Below are 17,842 nucleotides of genomic sequence, written 5' to 3' on the forward strand. Positions count from 1 at the left end.
AGTTGCTTAGCTAGAATCCGGCATAGCTCAGTTGGTAGTAGCGCATGACTGTTAATCATGATGTCGTAGGTTCGAGTCCTACTGCCGGAGTATTTAAACTAGCGTAAGCTAGTTTTTTTGTTTTTATGGTCAGTGGTTGATTCCTAAAGTTTTTTGTGATATTATTAATTATCAATGAAATTAACTGGTTAAGCATAAAGGAGAATTCTATGAAACACTTATCACAACGTATTGATAAAGCGATTAATAACATTTTATTATTTTCAGAGAATCAACATGAGCTATTACTTGGCACCTGTCAAAGTGATATTAAATTAACCAATACACAAGAACATATTCTTATGCTCCTGGCTGAAGAAAAATTAACTAATTCTGATTTGGCTATTAGATTGAATATTAGTCAAGCTGCTGTTACTAAAGCGATTAAAAGTCTTGAAAAACAAGGGATGTTAGCTTTTTCTAAGAATAAAGAAGATGCTAGAATTACTTATTTTGAACTGACAGAGTTAGCTAAACCTATTGCGGCTGAACATCAGCATCATCATAAAAAAACGTTAGCCTTTTATGATCATTTATTAGAATCGTTTTCAGATGATGAACAGCTTGTCATTGATAAATTTTTGAAACAATTGTCTGAAACATTAGAAAGAGAAAAATGAGATATATTACTGTTAAAAATTTAGCTTTTCAATATGATGCTGAGCCAGTTTTAGAAAATATTAATTATCATTTAGATAGTGGTGAGTTTGTGACTTTAACTGGTGAAAATGGCGCTGCAAAATCTACACTGATTAAAGCAACTCTTGGCATTTTAAAACCTAAAGTTGGGACGGTTGAGCTTTCTAAAGTTAATAAAGAAGGAAAAAAACTTAGAATTGCTTATCTTCCACAACAAATTGCTAGCTTTAATGCTGGTTTTCCAAGCACTGTTTATGAATTTGTAAAATCAGGTCGCTTTCCTAGAAAAGGTTGGTTTAGAAGGCTTAATGCTCATGATGAAGAACACATTAAAGTCAGTTTAGAGTCAGTTGGAATGTGGGAAAATCGTCATAAGGCTATAGGTAGCTTGAGTGGTGGTCAAAAGCAAAGAGCAGTGATTGCTAGAATGTTTGCTAGTGATCCAGATATTTTTATTTTAGATGAACCAACTACGGGGATGGATATAGGGACGGTTGAAACCTTTTATGAGCTGATGCACCATAGCTCTCATCAACACGGCAAAGCGGTTTTGATGATTACCCATGATCCTGAAGAAGTTAGAAAGTATTCGGATAGAAATATTCATCTGGTGAGAAATCAAAATTTACCTTGGCGTTGTTTTAACGTTCATAGTGATAATCAGGAGGTAGAACAAAATGCTTGAGATATTATCCTATGACTTTATGCAAAGAGCCTTCCTTGCTGTTATTGCAATCAGTATTTTTTCACCTATTTTGGGTATTTTTTTAATTCTTCGTCGTCAGAGTTTGATGAGTGATACCCTAAGCCACGTTTCTTTGGCAGGTGTTGCCTTAGGTGTTTTCATTGGTATTTCGCCAACTTGGACAACCATTTTGGTGGTAAGTTTAGCAGCTATTGTACTTGAATATTTAAGGACCGTTTATCGCCATTATATGGAAATTTCAACGGCCATTTTGATGTCGTTTGGTTTAGCCATTTCGCTGATTATTATCAGTAAAGCTAATAATTCTAATGGTGTTGGTCTAGAGCAATATTTATTTGGTTCCATTATAACGATTACTTCAGAACAAGTTATAGCATTGTTTACTATTGCTTTAATTGTACTTCTTTTGACAATCCTATTTATTAGGCCAATGTATATTTTGACGTTTAATGAAGAAACAGCCTTTGTCGATGGATTACCTGTAAGGCTAATGTCGATTTGTTTTAACCTAGTGACAGGTGTTGCCATTTCGCTGATGATTCCGGCTGCTGGAGCCCTCTTAGTTTCAACTATTATGGTTTTACCAGCAAGTATTGCCATGAGAATTGGTAAGAGTTTTAAATCAGTGATTACCTATGGTATTTTAATTGGATTTATTGGCATGGTCCTTGGTATTTTTATTTCATTTTGGGCTAAAACACCAGCGAGTGCAACGATTACAATTATTTTTATCACCATGTTTCTAATTGTTAGTATCATTGGTGTTATCGCTAAACTGCTAAGAAAATAAGAATGGCATAGACATCATTTATAAATAAAAAAACCAGTTAAGGGCAACTCCTTAAACTGGTTTTATTGTTTTATTTTAGTAAGTTAGAACAAAATATTTCTTTTTACCACGTCTGATAACTGTTAGTTCGCCATCAATTTTATCAGTGTCTGAAAGGATATAATTGACATCTTGCACTCTGTCACCATTGATATAAATAGCACCATTAGTGACATCTTCACGTGCTTGACGTTTTGAAGTGACAATGTTAGCTGCAACAAGCAACTCAACAATGTTAAGGTTATCTTCTTTTGTAACCTGATAGTTTGGAACGTTATTTAAGCCTTGTTTTAGTTCCTTAGCGGATAAATTCTTGATGTTACCTGCAAAGAGTTGTTCAGTGATGTTAATAGCTTCTTCTAAAGCCTTTTCACCATGCACTAAAGTGACCACTTCTTTAGCTAATATTTTTTGTGCAAGACGTTTATGTGGTTCTTTTTCAAAAGCTACTTTAATTTCTTCTATCTCATCAAGCGATAAGAAAGTGAAAATCTTGAGAAAACGAATGGCATCATCATCCATTGTGTTAACAAAGTATTGGTACATTTCGTATGGTGACGTTTTGTTGGCATCAAGCCAGATAGCATTGCCCTCTGACTTACCAAATTTTTTCCCAGCGGAATCGGTAATTAAAGGAACTGTAATAACATGCCCTTGCTTATTGGCCTTTCGTCTCAAGAGTTCAGTGCCAGCAGTCATGTTGCCCCATTGATCACTTCCTCCCACTTGTAGAGTGACATTGTGAGTTCGATTGAGTTCGTAGAAGTCATAGCCCTGCATGATTTGGTAGGCAAATTCAGTGTAAGAAATCCCTGTTTCAATACGTTTTTTAACGGATTCTTTACTCATCATGTAGTTAACGGTAAAGTATTTACCAACATCGCGAAGAAAATCAATGAAGTTGATAGATTGGAACCAATCATAGTTATTGACCATCTCAGCTTTATTGTCACCTTTTTCAAAATCTAGAAAGCGAGCTAATTGTTTTTGAATACTTTGACTCCAGCCTTCAACGGTTTCTTTAGTTTGAAGGCTTCTTTCAGCATCTTTAAAGGATGGGTCCCCAATTAGACCAGTAGCACCACCAACTAGGGCATATGGCTTATGGCCTGCTAGTTGTAGGTGGCGAATCACGATAATTGGAACCAAGTGACCTAGATGAAGGCTATCAGCTGTTGGGTCGTAACCAGAATAAAGAGCAAGAGATCCCTCAGCCAGTTGTTTTTCTAGCGCTTCTTCATCAGTTGTTTGAAATATCAAACCACGTTCTTTTAATTCTTTGAAAATAGTCATTATCTTACTCTCCATTTTTTATAATCTTATTGGTCATTATAACAAAAAGAGGGGTTTCTATGCAAGTCTTGTTAAATTTGTTATAATAGAAAATGAGGTATTTTTATGAAACAATCAGATAATAATAGTTTGAAAGATAGAATTGCTAAAAAGGCGCAATCCTTAAAAAATAAAATGAGTGGCAAAAAATCTTCTAAATCCTCTCAATTAACTCCGATGGATATTGGCTCAGTTTTCCTAAGAACCTTGAAGCTGATGTCTGATTTTTTCTATGCCATCGTAGTCTTATTTGCCTTTTTAGGTATTGGGATTGGTTTTGGTTATTTTGCAAGTCAAATTGATGATGTTGAAATTCCTGATAGAGAGACTTTGATTGCTGATGTTAGTACTTTAACCAGTATTTCTAAGATGACCTATGCTGATGACTCCCTGATTTCAACGATTAATACTGACTTGTTAAGAACACCTGTTGGTAGTGATGCTATTTCTGATAATATTAAAAATGCTATTATTGCTACTGAAGATGAGAATTTTAGAAGTCATCCAGGCGTTGTTCCAAAAGCGGTTTTTAGGGCTACATTGACCTCTGTTTTGGGAATTGGTGAAACCAGTGGTGGATCGACTTTGACACAACAATTACTAAAACAACAAGTATTGGGTGATGATCCAACATTTAAGCGTAAGGCTAAGGAAATTATTTATGCCTTGTCACTTGAACGATATATGGATAAGGATGAAATCTTAACAAAGTATCTTAATGTTTCTCCTTTTGGACGAAATAACAAGGGACAAAATATTGCAGGTATTGAAGAAGCAGCACAAGGTATTTTTGGTGTTTCTGCTAAGGATCTCACTATTCCACAATCAGCTTTTCTAGCTGGTTTACCTCAAAGTCCTATTGTTTATTCGCCTTATACTTCGACTGGTGAATTTAAAACGGAAGAAGATATGGCTATTGGTCTTAAAAGAGCTCAAAATGTTTTATATAGTATGTATCGAACAGGTCAACTATCAAAAGCAGATTATGAGAGCTACAAAGCTTATGATTTGAGACAAGATTTCAGACAACCAGAAGCTATTGTTGAAGATAATCATGATTATCTTTACTATACCGTTCTATCTGAAGCTAAAGATATTATGTATGATTATTTGGTGGAAAAAGACGGTGTTTCTGAGCAAGATTTAAAAAATGATGATACCAAACAAGCCTATGAAGAAAAAGCTTTGAAAGCTATTCAATTAGGAGGTTATACCATTACGACAACCATCAATAAAAATGTTCACAATGCCATGCAAGATGTTGCTAGAAATTTTGGTGGTTTATTAGATGATGGTACCGGTCAAGTTCAAATGGGAAATGTTCTTTTGGATAATCGAACAGGTGCTGTTATTGGCTTTATCGGTGGTCGCGATTATAATACTAATCAAAATAATCATGCTTTTGATACTTATAGATCACCAGGTTCAAGTATTAAACCAATATTAGCCTATGGTCCGGCTATTGATCAAGGCTTAATGGGAAGTGCTAGCATTTTATCCAACTATCCAACAACTTTTTCAAGTGGTCAAAAGATTATGCATGGCGCTGATGAGGGAACTAGTATGGTGACCCTTCAAGAAGCTCTTAATACATCATGGAACATTCCTGCTTTTTGGACCTACCAAATGCTTCTTAAAGAAGGTGTAGACGTTAAGGGTTATATGGAAAAGATGGGCTATTCCATTCCTTATTATGATATAGAGAGTCTTCCTTTAGGTGGGGGTATTGAAACATCTGTTGTTCAACAAACCAATGCTTATCAAGCACTTGCAAATAATGGTGTTTTCTTAAAGGAATACATTGTTTCAAAAATCACTGATATTGATGGAAATGTTATTTATGAACATCAACCAGAACCAATTCAAGTTTATTCTAAAGCAGCCGCAAATATTATGACCTCACTCTTACGTGGGCCTATTAGTTCAGGAGCAACCACAACCTTTGCTTCAAGATTGAGTGGTCTAAATGGCAACCTCCTAGGGGCTGACTGGATTGGCAAAACAGGAACAACAAATGATACCTCAGATGTTTGGTTGATGCTATCAACTCCGTCTGTTTCTTTAGGTTCTTGGGCGGGTCACGATGATAACAGTTCTTTAGCGGCTTTAACAGGCTATAATAATCATGCCAATTATGTTGCCCATCTTGTGACAGCTATTAATAATGCAGATCCTAATATTTTAGGGACATCAGAGAAATTTACAATGGATTCTAGTGTGATTAGTGCTTCTGTTTTAAACTCAACGGGATTAAAACCTGGGTCGGTTTCTCTTAATGGTAAAACAATCAACGTTGGTGGTTCAACAACAACGAGTTTATGGGCTAAAAATGGTCCAGGAGCCACAACTTATAAGTTTGCTATTGGTGGGACAGATAGTGACTATGCTAAAGCTTGGTCTAAAATTGTTGGAGGCAATCCGCAACCAGAACCAAAACCAAAAGAATAAACTAATGATTTTTACAATCTGAGGGATCACCTAAGAATCATTTAAAAGGTTGATTTTTGCAAGGAAATAAGGTATAATATTATAGAATTTTGTCGTCTGTTTTAGTTGAAATATTGTCCAACTAAGACTTACAGCAGTTAAATCACACTTATTAGTCAGATTTAGCTGCTCTTTTTGTGCTCATTTTTAGGATTTTTTATAAATTGTAATCAATTCTTAAATATTCTGAAAATTCAAGAAGGACTATTATTTTGTTGACACTTGCTTGTTTAACAAGCCTATTAGAAAAAAGGAGTTGAAAACTTGGCAGGACATGAAGTTCAATACGGGAAACACCGTACACGTCGTAGCTTTTCAAGAATCAAAGAAGTTCTTGATTTACCAAATTTGATTGAAATTCAAACCGATTCATTTCGAGATTTTCTTGATCATGGGTTAAAGGAAGTTTTTGAGGATGTTCTTCCTGTATCTAACTTTACAGATACAATGGAACTAGAATTTTTAGGGTATGACATTAAAGAACCTAAATATACTTTAGAAGAAGCTCGAGCTCATGATGCTCACTATTCGGCACCTATCTTTGTGACTTTTCGCTTAGTCAATAAAGAAACTGGTGAAATTAAGACGCAAGAAGTCTTCTTCGGTGATTTTCCATTAATGACTGAAATGGGAACATTTATCATTAATGGGGCAGAAAGAATTATCGTTAGCCAGTTGGTGAGATCACCAGGTGTATACTTTAATGACAAAGTTGATAAAAATGGTAAAGTGGGGTATGGCTCAACAGTTATTCCTAATCGCGGAGCATGGTTGGAACTTGAAACTGACTCAAAAGATATTGCCTATACTAGGATTGACCGTACTCGTAAAATTCCTTTTACAACACTTATTCGTGCGCTAGGATTCTCTGGCGATGATGAAATCATTGATATTTTCGGTGATGGTGATCTCGTTAGAAATACTATCGAAAAAGATATTCATAAAAATCCAAGTGACTCAAGAACAGATGAAGCCTTAAAAGAAATTTATGAACGCCTTCGTCCAGGTGAGCCAAAAACTGCAGAAAGTTCTCGTAGTCTTTTGATTGCTCGTTTCTTTGATTCACGTCGTTATGATTTAGCGGCTGTTGGTCGTTATAAAATCAACAAGAAATTAAATGTTAAAACACGTCTTTTAAATCAAACAATTGCTGAAAACTTAGTGGACACAGAAACAGGGGAAATCCTTGTTGAAGCTGGCACTGTGATGACGCGTGAAATCATTGATAGTATTTCAGAACATATTGATGGTGATTTAAACAAATTTGCATATACGCCAAATGATTATGCTGTACTTGTTGAACCAGTTGTTCTACAAAAATTCAAGGTTTATTCACCAATTGACCCAGAAAGAGTTATCACTATTGTTGGTAATGCAAATCCTGATGAAAAAATTAGAAATCTAACACCAGCTGATATTTTGGCTGAAATGAGTTATTTCTTGAACCTTTCAGAAGGTCTTGGAAAAGTAGATGATATTGACCATTTGGGTAATCGTCGTATCCGTGCTGTTGGTGAATTGTTAGCCAACCAATTCCGTATCGGTTTAGCACGTATGGAACGAAATGTGCGTGAACGTATGAGTGTTCAAGACAATGAAGCCTTGACACCACAACAAATTATTAATATCAGACCAGTAACAGCAGCGATTAAAGAATTCTTTGGGTCATCACAATTGTCACAGTTCATGGACCAACATAATCCACTGTCAGAATTGTCACACAAACGTCGTCTATCAGCCCTTGGACCTGGTGGTTTGACGCGTGACCGTGCCGGATATGAAGTTCGTGACGTTCACTACACCCACTATGGTCGTATGTGTCCGATTGAAACACCTGAAGGACCAAACATCGGTTTGATTAACAACTTGTCATCTTATGGTCACTTAAATAAATATGGTTTTATCCAAACACCATATCGTAAAGTTGATAAGGAAACAGGTGTGGTTACTCGTGACATTGAATGGTTGACAGCTGATGAAGAAGACGAATTCACAGTAGCGCAAGCAAACTCTATTCTTAATGAAGATGGCACTTTTGCTGAAGAAATCGTTATGGGACGTCATCAAGGTAATAACCAAGAGTTCCCAATCAGTGCTGTTGATTATGTGGATGTTTCTCCTAAACAAGTAGTTGCTGTTGCGACAGCATGTATTCCTTTCTTAGAAAACAATGACTCAAACCGTGCCTTGATGGGTGCCAACATGCAACGTCAGGCTGTGCCACTCATTGATCCAAAAGCACCGCTCGTTGGTACAGGGATGGAATATCAAGCAGCTCACGATTCAGGAGCTGCCGTTATTGCACAAAATGACGGTAAAGTTATTTATTCTGATGCCGAAAAAGTTGAAGTTCGCAGAGAAGACGGTGGTCTTGATGTTTACCAAATCACTAAATTCCGTCGCTCTAATTCAGGAACTGCTTATAACCAAAGAACTCTTGTCAAAGTTGGTGATATTGTTGAAAAAGGAGACTTTATCGCTGACGGTCCATCAATGGAAAATGGTGAAATGGCTCTAGGACAAAATCCAATTGTTGCCTACATGACATGGGAAGGTTACAACTTTGAGGATGCGGTTATCATGAGTGAGCGTTTGGTAAAAGATGATGTTTATACCTCTGTTCACTTAGAAGAATTTGAAAGTGAAACACGCGATACCAAACTAGGCGCTGAAGAAATCACTAGAGAAATTCCAAACGTCGGTGAAGAAGCCCTTAAAGATCTTGACGAAATGGGTGTTATTCGCATTGGTGCAGAAGTTAAAGAAGGTGACATTCTTGTTGGTAAAGTAACACCAAAAGGTGAAAAAGATTTATCAGCTGAAGAACGTCTCTTGCATGCCATCTTTGGTGACAAGTCTCGTGAAGTTCGTGATACTTCTCTTCGTGTGCCACATGGTGGTGATGGTGTTGTTCGTGATGTTCGCATCTTCACTCGTGCCAATGGTGATGAGCTTCAATCTGGTGTCAATATGTTAGTTCGTGTCTACATTGCTCAGAAACGTAAAGTTAAAGTTGGAGATAAAATGGCTGGACGCCATGGTAACAAAGGGGTTGTTTCTCGTATTGTACCAGTTGAGGATATGCCTTACTTACCAGATGGTACACCAGTTGATATCATGTTGAACCCATTAGGGGTGCCATCACGTATGAATATTGGTCAGGTTATGGAACTCCACTTAGGTATGGCTGCTCGTACTTTGGGTGTTCATATGGCAACACCAGTCTTTGATGGTGCTACTGCAGAAGATTTATGGGAAACTGTTAAAGAAGCTGGTATGGATAGCGATGCTAAGACTGTCCTTTATGATGGACGTACCGGTGAACCTTTTGACAACCGTGTTTCTGTTGGTGTCATGTACATGATCAAACTTCACCACATGGTTGATGATAAGCTTCACGCACGTTCAGTTGGACCATACTCACTTGTTACCCAACAACCACTTGGTGGTAAAGCACAATTTGGTGGACAACGTTTCGGTGAGATGGAGGTTTGGGCCCTTGAAGCTTATGGTGCTTCACACGTTCTACAAGAAATCTTGACCTACAAGTCTGATGATGTGATTGGACGTTTGAAAGCTTATGAAGCTATCACAAAAGGAAAACCAATTCCAAAACCAGGTGTTCCAGAATCATTCCGTGTGCTTGTCAAAGAATTACAATCTCTTGGTCTAGACATGAGAGTCCTTGATGAAGATGATAGAGAAGTTGAACTTCGTGATCTTGATGAAGGTGAAGATGATGACGTGATGCACGTTGATGATCTTGAAAAAGCACGTGAAAAACAAGCACAAGAAGCTGCAGAATTTGCTAGCGAAGAGAAAAAAGTTAATGATGACACATCTTTAACATAAACAATTATTAACAACTGAATTTTAAAGATTTCATGTTAATATGATGAGAAGTAAAAAAGAAAGGTAATAACTAGTGGTTGACGTAAATCGTTTTAAAAGTATGCAAATCACATTAGCCTCACCAAGCAAAGTCCGTTCATGGTCTTATGGTGAAGTTAAAAAACCTGAAACAATCAATTACCGTACCTTAAAACCAGAACGTGAGGGACTCTTTGATGAGGTTATCTTTGGTCCAACAAAAGATTGGGAGTGTGCCTGTGGTAAATACAAACGCATTCGTTACAAAGGAATTGTTTGTGACCGCTGTGGTGTTGAAGTCACTCGTGCAAAAGTTCGTCGTGAACGTATGGGGCACATCGAGTTAAAAGCACCTGTCTCTCATATTTGGTATTTTAAAGGTATTCCAAGTCGTATGGGCTTGACACTTGATATGAGCCCACGTTCTTTGGAAGAAATCATTTATTTTGCGGCCTATGTTGTCATTGATCCAAAAGACACACCATTAGAGCCAAAATCACTCTTAACAGAACGTGAATACCGTGAAAAATTACAAGAATATGGTCACGGATCATTTATCGCTAAGATGGGTGCTGAAGCCATCCAAGATTTATTAAAACGCGTTGATCTTGATGCAGAAATTGCTGTATTAAAAGAAGAATTAAAAACAGCTTCTGGTCAAAAACGTATTAAGGCTGTTCGTCGTTTAGATGTTCTTGATGCCTTTAGTAAATCAGGCAATAAACCAGAATGGATGATTTTAAATATCTTGCCAGTCATCCCACCTGATCTTCGTCCAATGGTTCAATTGGATGGTGGTCGTTTTGCAGCCAGTGACTTAAATGATCTTTATCGTCGTGTGATCAACCGTAACAACCGTTTGGCACGTCTTTTGGAACTCAATGCACCTGGTATTATTGTTCAAAACGAAAAAAGAATGCTCCAAGAAGCTGTTGATGCTTTGATTGATAATGGTCGTCGTGGTCGTCCAATTACTGGACCAGGAAGTCGTCCGTTGAAATCATTGAGCCATATGCTTAAAGGGAAACAAGGGCGTTTCCGTCAAAACCTTCTTGGAAAACGTGTTGACTTTTCAGGCCGTTCAGTTATCGCAGTTGGACCAACCCTTAAAATGTATCAATGTGGTGTGCCACGTGAAATGGCGATTGAATTATTCAAACCATTTGTGATGAGAGAAATCGTTGCTCGTGATTTAGTCCAAAACGTTAAAGCAGCTAAACGCTTAATTGAGCGTGGTGATGAACGTATCTGGGATATTCTTGAAGAAGTGATTAAAGAACACCCTGTTCTTCTTAACCGCGCACCTACCCTTCATAGACTTGGTATTCAAGCCTTTGAACCTGTTCTTATCGATGGTCGTGCCCTTAGACTTCACCCACTTGTTTGTGAGGCCTACAATGCTGACTTTGACGGAGACCAAATGGCGATTCACGTGCCTTTATCAGAAGAGGCACAAGCAGAAGCACGTCTATTAATGCTTGCTGCTGAGCATATTCTTAACCCTAAAGATGGTAAACCTGTTGTTACCCCATCTCAAGATATGGTTCTTGGTAATTATTACTTAACCATGGAAGATGAAGGTAGAAAAGGTGAGGGTATGGTCTTTAAAGACCGTGACGAAGCTGTTATGGCGCTTCAAAATGGGTATGTTCATCTTCATAGCCGTGTTGGGATTGCTGTTGATAGCATGACTGACAAGCCATGGAAAGATAATCAAAAACATAAAATCATGGTCACAACAGTTGGTAAAATTTTATTCAATGATATTATGCCTGCTGATTTACCATATTTGCAAGAACCTAATAATGCTAACCTAACAGATGGAACACCTGATAAGTACTTCTTAGAGCTTGGTGTTGATGTTAAAGAAGCGATTAAAGCTCTTCCTTTAAATGAACCATTCAAGAAGAAGAATCTTGGAAATATCATTGCTGAGACCTTTAAACGTTTTAGAACAACAGAAACTTCTGCTTTCTTAGATAGATTAAAAGATTTAGGTTATTATCACTCAACCTTGGCTGGCTTGACAGTTGGTATCTCAGATATTCCTGTTATCGATAATAAACAAGAAATCATTGATGCTGCCCATGCCAAAGTAGAATCTATTAACAAAGCCTTCCGTCGTGGTTTGATGACTGATGAAGATCGTTATGAAGCTGTGACAACAACATGGCGTGAAGCTAAAGAAGCCTTGGAACGTCGTTTAATTGAAACACAAGATCCTAAGAACCCGATCGTTATGATGATGGACTCAGGAGCGCGTGGTAACATTTCAAACTTCTCTCAACTTGCGGGGATGCGTGGTTTGATGGCGGCACCAAATGGTCGTATCATGGAACTTCCAATTCTTTCTAACTTCCGTGAGGGTCTCTCAGTACTTGAGATGTTCTTCTCAACACACGGTGCTAGAAAAGGGATGACCGATACAGCCCTTAAAACTGCTGACTCAGGTTACTTGACTCGTCGTCTTGTTGATGTTGCCCAAGATGTGATTATTCGTGAGGATGACTGTGGTACCGATCGTGGTCTGATTATCACTGCTATTACAGATGATAGAGAAGTGACTGAAACGCTTGAAGAACGTTTACAAGGACGTTATTCTAAGAAATCAGTGAAACATCCTGAAACCGGTGAAGTTATCATTGGTGCAAATCAATTGATTACAGAAGACATTGCCGCTAAGATTGTTAATGCTGGTGTTGAAGAAGTCACTATCCGCTCAGTCTTTACATGTAACACTAGACACGGTGTCTGTCGTCATTGTTACGGTATTAACCTTGCCACTGGTGATGCTGTTGAAGTTGGTGAGGCAGTTGGTACAATTGCTGCTCAATCAATCGGTGAACCTGGTACTCAGTTAACCATGCGTACCTTCCATACCGGTGGTGTGGCTTCAAATACCGATATCACTCAAGGGTTACCACGTATTCAAGAAATCTTTGAAGCACGTAATCCTAAAGGGGAAGCGGTTATCACTGAAGTTAAAGGTGAAATTGTTGACATCGAAGAAGATGCATCAACTCGTACTAAGAAAGTCTTTGTTAAAGGTGAAACTGGTGATGGAGAATACGTTGTCCCATTCACAGCTCGTCTAAAAGTTGAAATTGGTGATACTGTTCTTCGCGGTCAAGCCTTAACAGAAGGTTCTATTCAACCTAAACACTTACTTGAAGTGCGTGATACTTTATCAGTTGAAACTTATCTCTTAGCAGAAGTGCAAAAAGTATACCGTAGCCAAGGGGTTGAAATCGGAGATAAACATATCGAGGTGATGGTTCGTCAAATGCTTCGTAAGGTTCGTATTATGGATCCAGGAGACACAGACCTATTACCAGGTACTTTGATGGATATTTCAGACTTTACAGATGCTAATAAAGAAATTGTGATTTCTGGTGGTATTCCTGCAACAAGCCGTCCAGTCTTGATGGGAATTACCAAAGCTTCATTAGAAACCAATTCCTTCTTATCTGCGGCTTCCTTCCAAGAAACAACTCGTGTCCTAACAGATGCGGCCATCCGTGGTAAGAAAGACCATCTTCTTGGACTTAAAGAGAATGTTATTATTGGTAAGATTATTCCAGCAGGTACTGGTATGGCAAGATATCGCCAATTAGAACCTCAAGCGATTAACGAAGTTGAAACATCAGAAAATATTTCTGATGAAGAAACTGTCGAAGTCACTGAATAGTAAAAAAGATTCGCATTTTGCGAATCTTTTTATTTTGCCTGTGAGCAAATTCTTTCGCTAATAAGGAATATTACTATATAATGTCTTTATAAGGATGTGGAATTATGTATCAAGTAATTGAGATTTATGGTGATTTTGAACCATGGTGGTTTTTAGAAGATTGGAAAGATGATATTGTCTCTGAAAAGACATTTGCAAGTTTTAAAGAGGCTCTTTCTTTTTATACTAAAAAGTGGGAAGAGTTTAAAAAGACCTATCCAAGTTTTCAAAGTAGAAGTGATTTTCTAGCAGCTTTTTGGGATGATAATGAAAAAAAATGGTGTGTTGACTGTGATGAAGATCTTCAACAATACCACTCGCTTTTATTGTTAAAAGATGACCAAATAGTAGCTGAAACACTTCATGAAGAAAAATTTAATGCAGGGAATCAAGTCTCAACACCACCATCTTGTTCACTTAATTTTTAAGCAAATGATGTTCATATCATTTCCCTTATAACAGTTTATCTTATAAAAGATGCCTATCGTTATTTTAATAACGGTATTTTTTTGTCGCAAAAAAGATCTTTAATTTTAAGATGATAATCCGAATAGTCTAGTGAAGGGGAAAATAATGATACAAGAATTAGGCAGAAAAATAATTAAACAAGCTGTTGAAAAACAAGCGCAGGATATCTATCTTATCCCCAAAACTCGTCAGTATGACTTATATATGAGGATAAAGGATGAAAGGCATTGGATAGCTTCTTATTCTAATGATGAGATGATTGGCTTGATTAGTCATTTCAAGTTTGTTTCGGGGATGAATGTTGGTGAAAAAAGGCGTAGTCAATTAGGAGCTTGTGATTACCTTTATGATAACGAAAAAGCCATTTCACTAAGGTTATCAAGCGTGAGTGATTACAAGGGATTTGAGAGTTTAGTCATACGGCTCCTTTTTGACAATCAAGAAAGCTTAGCATTTTGGTTTGATGGTGATAAAAAAATGCTTCAAGAGCAATATGTGAGAGGACTCTATCTTTTTGCTGGTCCAGTAGGAAGTGGTAAAACAACGCTTATGTATCACCTGATTAGAGAAAAATTTCCCGATAAACAACTCATGACGATTGAAGATCCAGTTGAGATGAGACAAGACAATATGTTGCAACTTCAGATTAACAATAGTATTGAGATGACTTACGACCGTCTGATTAAATTATCATTGAGGCATCGTCCTGATGTCTTAATCATTGGTGAGATAAGAGATAAAGAGACAGCCAGGGCCGTCATAAGAGCTAGTCTTACAGGTGTTATTATTTTTTCAACACTACATGCTAAAAGCATCTCAGGTGTTTATCATCGTTTATTAGAATTAGGAGTTACAAAAGAAGAATTAGCCAACACGCTTAATGGGGTTGCCTATCAAAGGCTAATAGCAGGAGGAGCGCTTATTGATTTTGCCAAAGAAAATTATCAAAACTATTCCCAAAGTCAATGGAATAAACAGCTTAAAACACTTTTTACAGATGGACATATCACTAAGGAGCAAAAAGAAGCCGAAGAGATTATCACTTAGACAGCAAAAAAAGATTAGTCAGTTGTTTCATAATCTTTATGCTAGTGGCTTCACCCTTTCTGAAACAGTTACTTTTTTGGAGCGAAGCCGTATGTTGAAAGCGTCAGTTACCACGCAAATGAAAGAAGGATTGCTTAGTGGACTTAGCCTATCAAATATTTTTGCTTCGATTGGCTTTTCAGATAATGTCGTCACGCAAGTTGCTCTAGCAGATAGTCATGGCAATGTTCAAAAAAGTCTAAGTAAGATTAATACTTATCTTGAAAACCTTATTCTGGTGAAGAAAAAACTAATTGAAGTGGCTACTTATCCACTAGTATTACTGGGATTTATGATGTTAATCATGATGGGACTCAAAAATTATATGTTGCTTGATGTTGAAAATGGTAATCTAGCAACAAGGATAATTTCGCAGTTTCCAAACGTTTTCTTTGCTGTTTTTCTTATCTTTATAGGATTAATCATTGTAGGTTATGGTCTGTCTCATCGTCTTGGGAAAATGAAACTTTATCGCTTTCTTAGTCGAATTCCTTTTTTAGGTGGTTTTATCCAGTGCTACTTAAGTGCCCTTTTTGCTCGTGAATGGGGAAATCTAATTGGTCAAGGCATTGAGCTTTCTGTTGTCGTTAAATTGATGCAAGAACAAAAATCGAGGTTATTTCAAGAAGTTGGCAAGGAGCTAGAACAAGCCTTGTTGTCTGGTATGACTTTTCATGAAAAAATTGCGAGCTATCCTTTTTTTGTCAAGGAACTCAGTTTGATCATTGAATATGGCCAAATCAAATCAAAACTTGGACTAGAATTAGAAATTTATGCTCAGGAGCTTTGGCGCTTATTTTTTAACAAGGTGACCAAAGCAACACAACTGATTCAGCCAATTGTCTTTCTCTTTGTAGCCATCGTCATTGTGATGATTTATGCTGCCATGCTCTTACCTATTTATCAAACCTTGGAGGTTTAATTTTATGAAAAAAACACTATTAACGACTTTAAAAAAGAAAACTGTCAGAGCTTTTACATTAATAGAAATGTTGATGGTCTTGTTCGTCATTTCGGTCTTGCTCCTACTTTTTGTTCCTAATTTGAATAAGCAAAAAGATAAAATTCAAGCGACAGGGAATGCGGCGATTGTTAAAATTGTTGAGAGTCAAGCTGATCTTTATGAGCTAGGGTCAAATGATGCTGCTAGTATTTCCAAATTATTAGCTGACGGCAGCATCACTGAAAAACAAGTCGCTGGATATAAGGAGTATTATGCTAATCACACCGAGGAAACCCAAAAAGTACCAAATTAAGGCGTTTACACTACTTGAAAGTCTGCTGACACTTGCGACAACTAGTTTTTTGGTGCTTAGTTTGTCAGCTTCTGTGACTAACATTTTGAGTCAAATGGAAGAACGATTGTTCTTTTTGAATCTCGAATATCTCTATCAAGACACGCAAAAACTTAGTTTAGCCACTCAAAAAAAGAGGACGATGATTTTTAGCGATCAGACCATTTCGACTGATAGGGATGTCTTAAAACTCCCTCAAAGTGTTCACTTGAAAGAAAATCTAACCATTACCTTTAATCAAGCTGGTGGGAATTCGTCGTTAAAGAAAATTATTTTTGAAACAGACCATCAGACAATAAAATACCAACTATACATAGGGAGTGGGAAATATAAAAAAGACATTGAAAGCTTACATTCTCCTTGAAAGTTTAATTGCCCTAGCTTTATTGGTTATGGTGACAACTGTTATTTTAGAAGAACTTAGTAAAGACAGTCAAAGAATCAAAGACAATATCAAACAAGAACAAGTGTTAAATGTGGCAAGTATGGCTATTCAAACCAATCAAAGTGAGCTGACTGTTGATGAGATAACGATTAATGTCAAAGAAACCTCAGATAGCCTCAGAGTATTTTATCAGGGAGAGGAAGTGATGTCGGTTGTTGAAGAATAAGGTTAGAGCTTTTACCCTCCTTGAATGTTTAGTGTCTCTACTTGTCATTGCAGGGAGTTTGACTATTTATCAAGGACTCACAAAAAGTCTTAATAGTCATATCACTCACCTATCTACTCATGATGATGAGGAGTGGTTGCTATTTTGCCAGCAATTGCGTCAAGAATGGGATGGTGCTAGCTTTGATAAGATTGAAAATCAAAAAATATGCCTGACCAAAAATCAAAAAGCGCTTGCCTTTGGGAAATATAAAAAAGATGATTTTAGAAAGACAAGTGCCAGTGGCCGTGGTTACCAGCCGATGATTTATCATGTCAAGGCGGTGACTATTGAAAAAACAAAACAAATCGTCACCCTAAAATTGAGCTTTGATGGTGGTCAAGAAAGGAGTTTTGTCTATGCTTTTAAAGAAAAGAGTTAAAGCGGGCATCCTCATCTATGCCCTACTCATTTCTGCTATTTTTGCCATGCTCCTGCAATTTTATCTAGGGCGTGTTCTTGCTAGTCAAAGGCAGCATCAAGCCCAAATCAGTCAAAGCCAGTCCTATCTCATGGCACAAATGACAGCTAGAATAGCCAGTAAAGATAAAGGTCAACTCATCTTTAAAGAAGGACAAACAAGCTATGAAAAAACAGAAGAAAACATCTCCATCCAGGTGCAACTAACGAATCAGCAGACTTTTTCCTACACTTTCTTGACGCCCTCTTTAGAGAGTCATTAAAAAACGAAGTAAGCCACAAAAGGCTTTCTTT

At 37.2% G+C, this 17,842-nt stretch carries 15 protein-coding genes and 1 tRNA gene; 15 read left to right on the forward strand and 1 reads right to left on the reverse strand.

The genetic code is table 11. The features are described from left to right. The first annotated feature begins 16 nt into the window (after positions 1-16). From JHK62_RS06715 to JHK62_RS06730, 4 genes are all read left to right on the forward strand, one after another. Positions 17-90, forward strand: a tRNA-Asn gene (locus tag JHK62_RS06715). Positions 91-209: 119 nt separating this feature from the next. Then, positions 210-659, forward strand: coding sequence for a zinc-dependent MarR family transcriptional regulator (locus JHK62_RS06720; RefSeq protein ID WP_199576001.1), 450 nt, complete (start codon positions 210-212; stop codon positions 657-659). Further along, entirely contained in the window at positions 656-1,363 is a 708-nt protein-coding gene (locus JHK62_RS06725) for a metal ABC transporter ATP-binding protein (protein ID WP_199576002.1), read from the forward strand. The genes JHK62_RS06720 and JHK62_RS06725 overlap by 4 nt, the downstream gene beginning before the upstream one ends. Beyond that, positions 1,356-2,174 (forward strand): metal ABC transporter permease, encoded by an 819-nt coding sequence (locus JHK62_RS06730; RefSeq protein WP_199576003.1) that lies wholly within the window; start codon positions 1,356-1,358, stop codon positions 2,172-2,174. Before JHK62_RS06725 ends, JHK62_RS06730 begins: the two co-directional genes overlap by 8 nt. Positions 2,175-2,249: 75 nt before the next feature. On the opposite strand, the gene tyrS is transcribed toward JHK62_RS06730, so the two are convergent. Continuing rightward, the gene (gene tyrS / locus JHK62_RS06735; protein WP_199576004.1) at positions 2,250-3,506 is read right to left on the reverse strand and encodes a tyrosine--tRNA ligase; all 1,257 of its coding nucleotides are present in this window, start codon (positions 3,504-3,506) and stop codon (positions 2,250-2,252) included. Positions 3,507-3,680: 174 nt separating this feature from the next. On the opposite strand from tyrS, the gene pbp1b reads away from it, so the two are divergent. The 11 genes from pbp1b (at position 3,681) to comGG (ending at position 17,811) form a co-directional block, all read left to right on the forward strand. Continuing rightward, complete coding sequence (gene pbp1b / locus JHK62_RS06740) at positions 3,681-5,993, forward strand: penicillin-binding protein PBP1B (RefSeq protein WP_246447930.1); 2,313 nt, start codon at positions 3,681-3,683, stop codon at positions 5,991-5,993. Between the two features lie 303 nt (positions 5,994-6,296). Beyond that, the gene (gene rpoB, locus JHK62_RS06745) at positions 6,297-9,884 is read left to right on the forward strand and encodes a DNA-directed RNA polymerase subunit beta (RefSeq protein ID WP_199576006.1); all 3,588 of its coding nucleotides are present in this window, start codon (positions 6,297-6,299) and stop codon (positions 9,882-9,884) included. A 73-nt stretch (positions 9,885-9,957) separates the two neighbouring features. After that, on the forward strand, positions 9,958-13,590 hold the full coding sequence (gene rpoC / locus JHK62_RS06750; protein ID WP_199576007.1) for a DNA-directed RNA polymerase subunit beta': 3,633 nt from the start codon (positions 9,958-9,960) through the stop codon (positions 13,588-13,590). Positions 13,591-13,694: 104 nt separating this feature from the next. Continuing rightward, entirely contained in the window at positions 13,695-14,057 is a 363-nt protein-coding gene (locus tag JHK62_RS06755; RefSeq protein ID WP_199576008.1) for a DUF1033 family protein, read from the forward strand. Between the two features lie 145 nt (positions 14,058-14,202). Beyond that, on the forward strand, positions 14,203-15,144 hold the full coding sequence (gene comGA, locus JHK62_RS06760; RefSeq protein ID WP_199576009.1) for a competence type IV pilus ATPase ComGA: 942 nt from the start codon (positions 14,203-14,205) through the stop codon (positions 15,142-15,144). Beyond that, positions 15,095-16,105: a competence type IV pilus assembly protein ComGB gene (gene comGB, locus JHK62_RS06765; protein ID WP_199576078.1), complete on the forward strand. Its 1,011-nt coding sequence runs from the start codon at positions 15,095-15,097 to the stop codon at positions 16,103-16,105. Before comGA ends, comGB begins: the two co-directional genes overlap by 50 nt. A 4-nt stretch (positions 16,106-16,109) precedes the next feature. Next, a complete protein-coding gene (gene comGC / locus JHK62_RS06770) occupies positions 16,110-16,439 on the forward strand; it encodes a competence type IV pilus major pilin ComGC (RefSeq protein WP_199576010.1) in 330 nt (109 codons plus the stop codon). Continuing rightward, the gene (gene comGD, locus JHK62_RS06775) at positions 16,399-16,842 is read left to right on the forward strand and encodes a competence type IV pilus minor pilin ComGD (protein WP_199576011.1); all 444 of its coding nucleotides are present in this window, start codon (positions 16,399-16,401) and stop codon (positions 16,840-16,842) included. The genes comGC and comGD overlap by 41 nt, the downstream gene beginning before the upstream one ends. After that, entirely contained in the window at positions 16,820-17,089 is a 270-nt protein-coding gene (gene comGE / locus JHK62_RS06780) for a competence type IV pilus minor pilin ComGE (protein WP_199576012.1), read from the forward strand. The genes comGD and comGE overlap by 23 nt, the downstream gene beginning before the upstream one ends. Beyond that, positions 17,076-17,510 carry a competence type IV pilus minor pilin ComGF gene (comGF, locus tag JHK62_RS06785; protein WP_199576013.1) on the forward strand — a complete coding sequence of 145 codons (435 nt, stop codon included), beginning with the start codon at positions 17,076-17,078 and terminating at the stop codon, positions 17,508-17,510. The genes comGE and comGF overlap by 14 nt, the downstream gene beginning before the upstream one ends. Continuing rightward, complete coding sequence (gene comGG / locus JHK62_RS06790; RefSeq protein WP_199576014.1) at positions 17,488-17,811, forward strand: competence type IV pilus minor pilin ComGG; 324 nt, start codon at positions 17,488-17,490, stop codon at positions 17,809-17,811. The genes comGF and comGG overlap by 23 nt, the downstream gene beginning before the upstream one ends. Positions 17,812-17,842: the final 31 nt, after the last annotated feature.

This window comes from Streptococcus pacificus (assembly GCF_016481305.1).
GTDB classification, from domain to species: domain Bacteria; phylum Bacillota; class Bacilli; order Lactobacillales; family Streptococcaceae; genus Streptococcus; species Streptococcus pacificus.

Coding starts and splice junctions, on each gene's coding strand:
- comGA (WP_199576009.1), top strand. CDS start 14,203: ATGATACAAGAATTAGGCAGAAAAATAATTAAACAAGCTGTTGAAAAA.
- comGD (WP_199576011.1), top strand. CDS start 16,399: ATGCTAATCACACCGAGGAAACCCAAAAAGTACCAAATTAAGGCGTTT.
- comGG (WP_199576014.1), top strand. CDS start 17,488: ATGCTTTTAAAGAAAAGAGTTAAAGCGGGCATCCTCATCTATGCCCTA.
- comGC (WP_199576010.1), top strand. CDS start 16,110: ATGAAAAAAACACTATTAACGACTTTAAAAAAGAAAACTGTCAGAGCT.
- JHK62_RS06725 (WP_199576002.1), top strand. CDS start 656: ATGAGATATATTACTGTTAAAAATTTAGCTTTTCAATATGATGCTGAG.
- pbp1b (WP_246447930.1), top strand. CDS start 3,681: ATGAGTGGCAAAAAATCTTCTAAATCCTCTCAATTAACTCCGATGGAT.
- JHK62_RS06755 (WP_199576008.1), top strand. CDS start 13,695: ATGTATCAAGTAATTGAGATTTATGGTGATTTTGAACCATGGTGGTTT.
- JHK62_RS06720 (WP_199576001.1), top strand. CDS start 210: ATGAAACACTTATCACAACGTATTGATAAAGCGATTAATAACATTTTA.
- tyrS (WP_199576004.1), bottom strand. CDS start 3,506: ATGACTATTTTCAAAGAATTAAAAGAACGTGGTTTGATATTTCAAACA.
- JHK62_RS06730 (WP_199576003.1), top strand. CDS start 1,356: ATGCTTGAGATATTATCCTATGACTTTATGCAAAGAGCCTTCCTTGCT.
- comGB (WP_199576078.1), top strand. CDS start 15,095: ATGGACATATCACTAAGGAGCAAAAAGAAGCCGAAGAGATTATCACTT.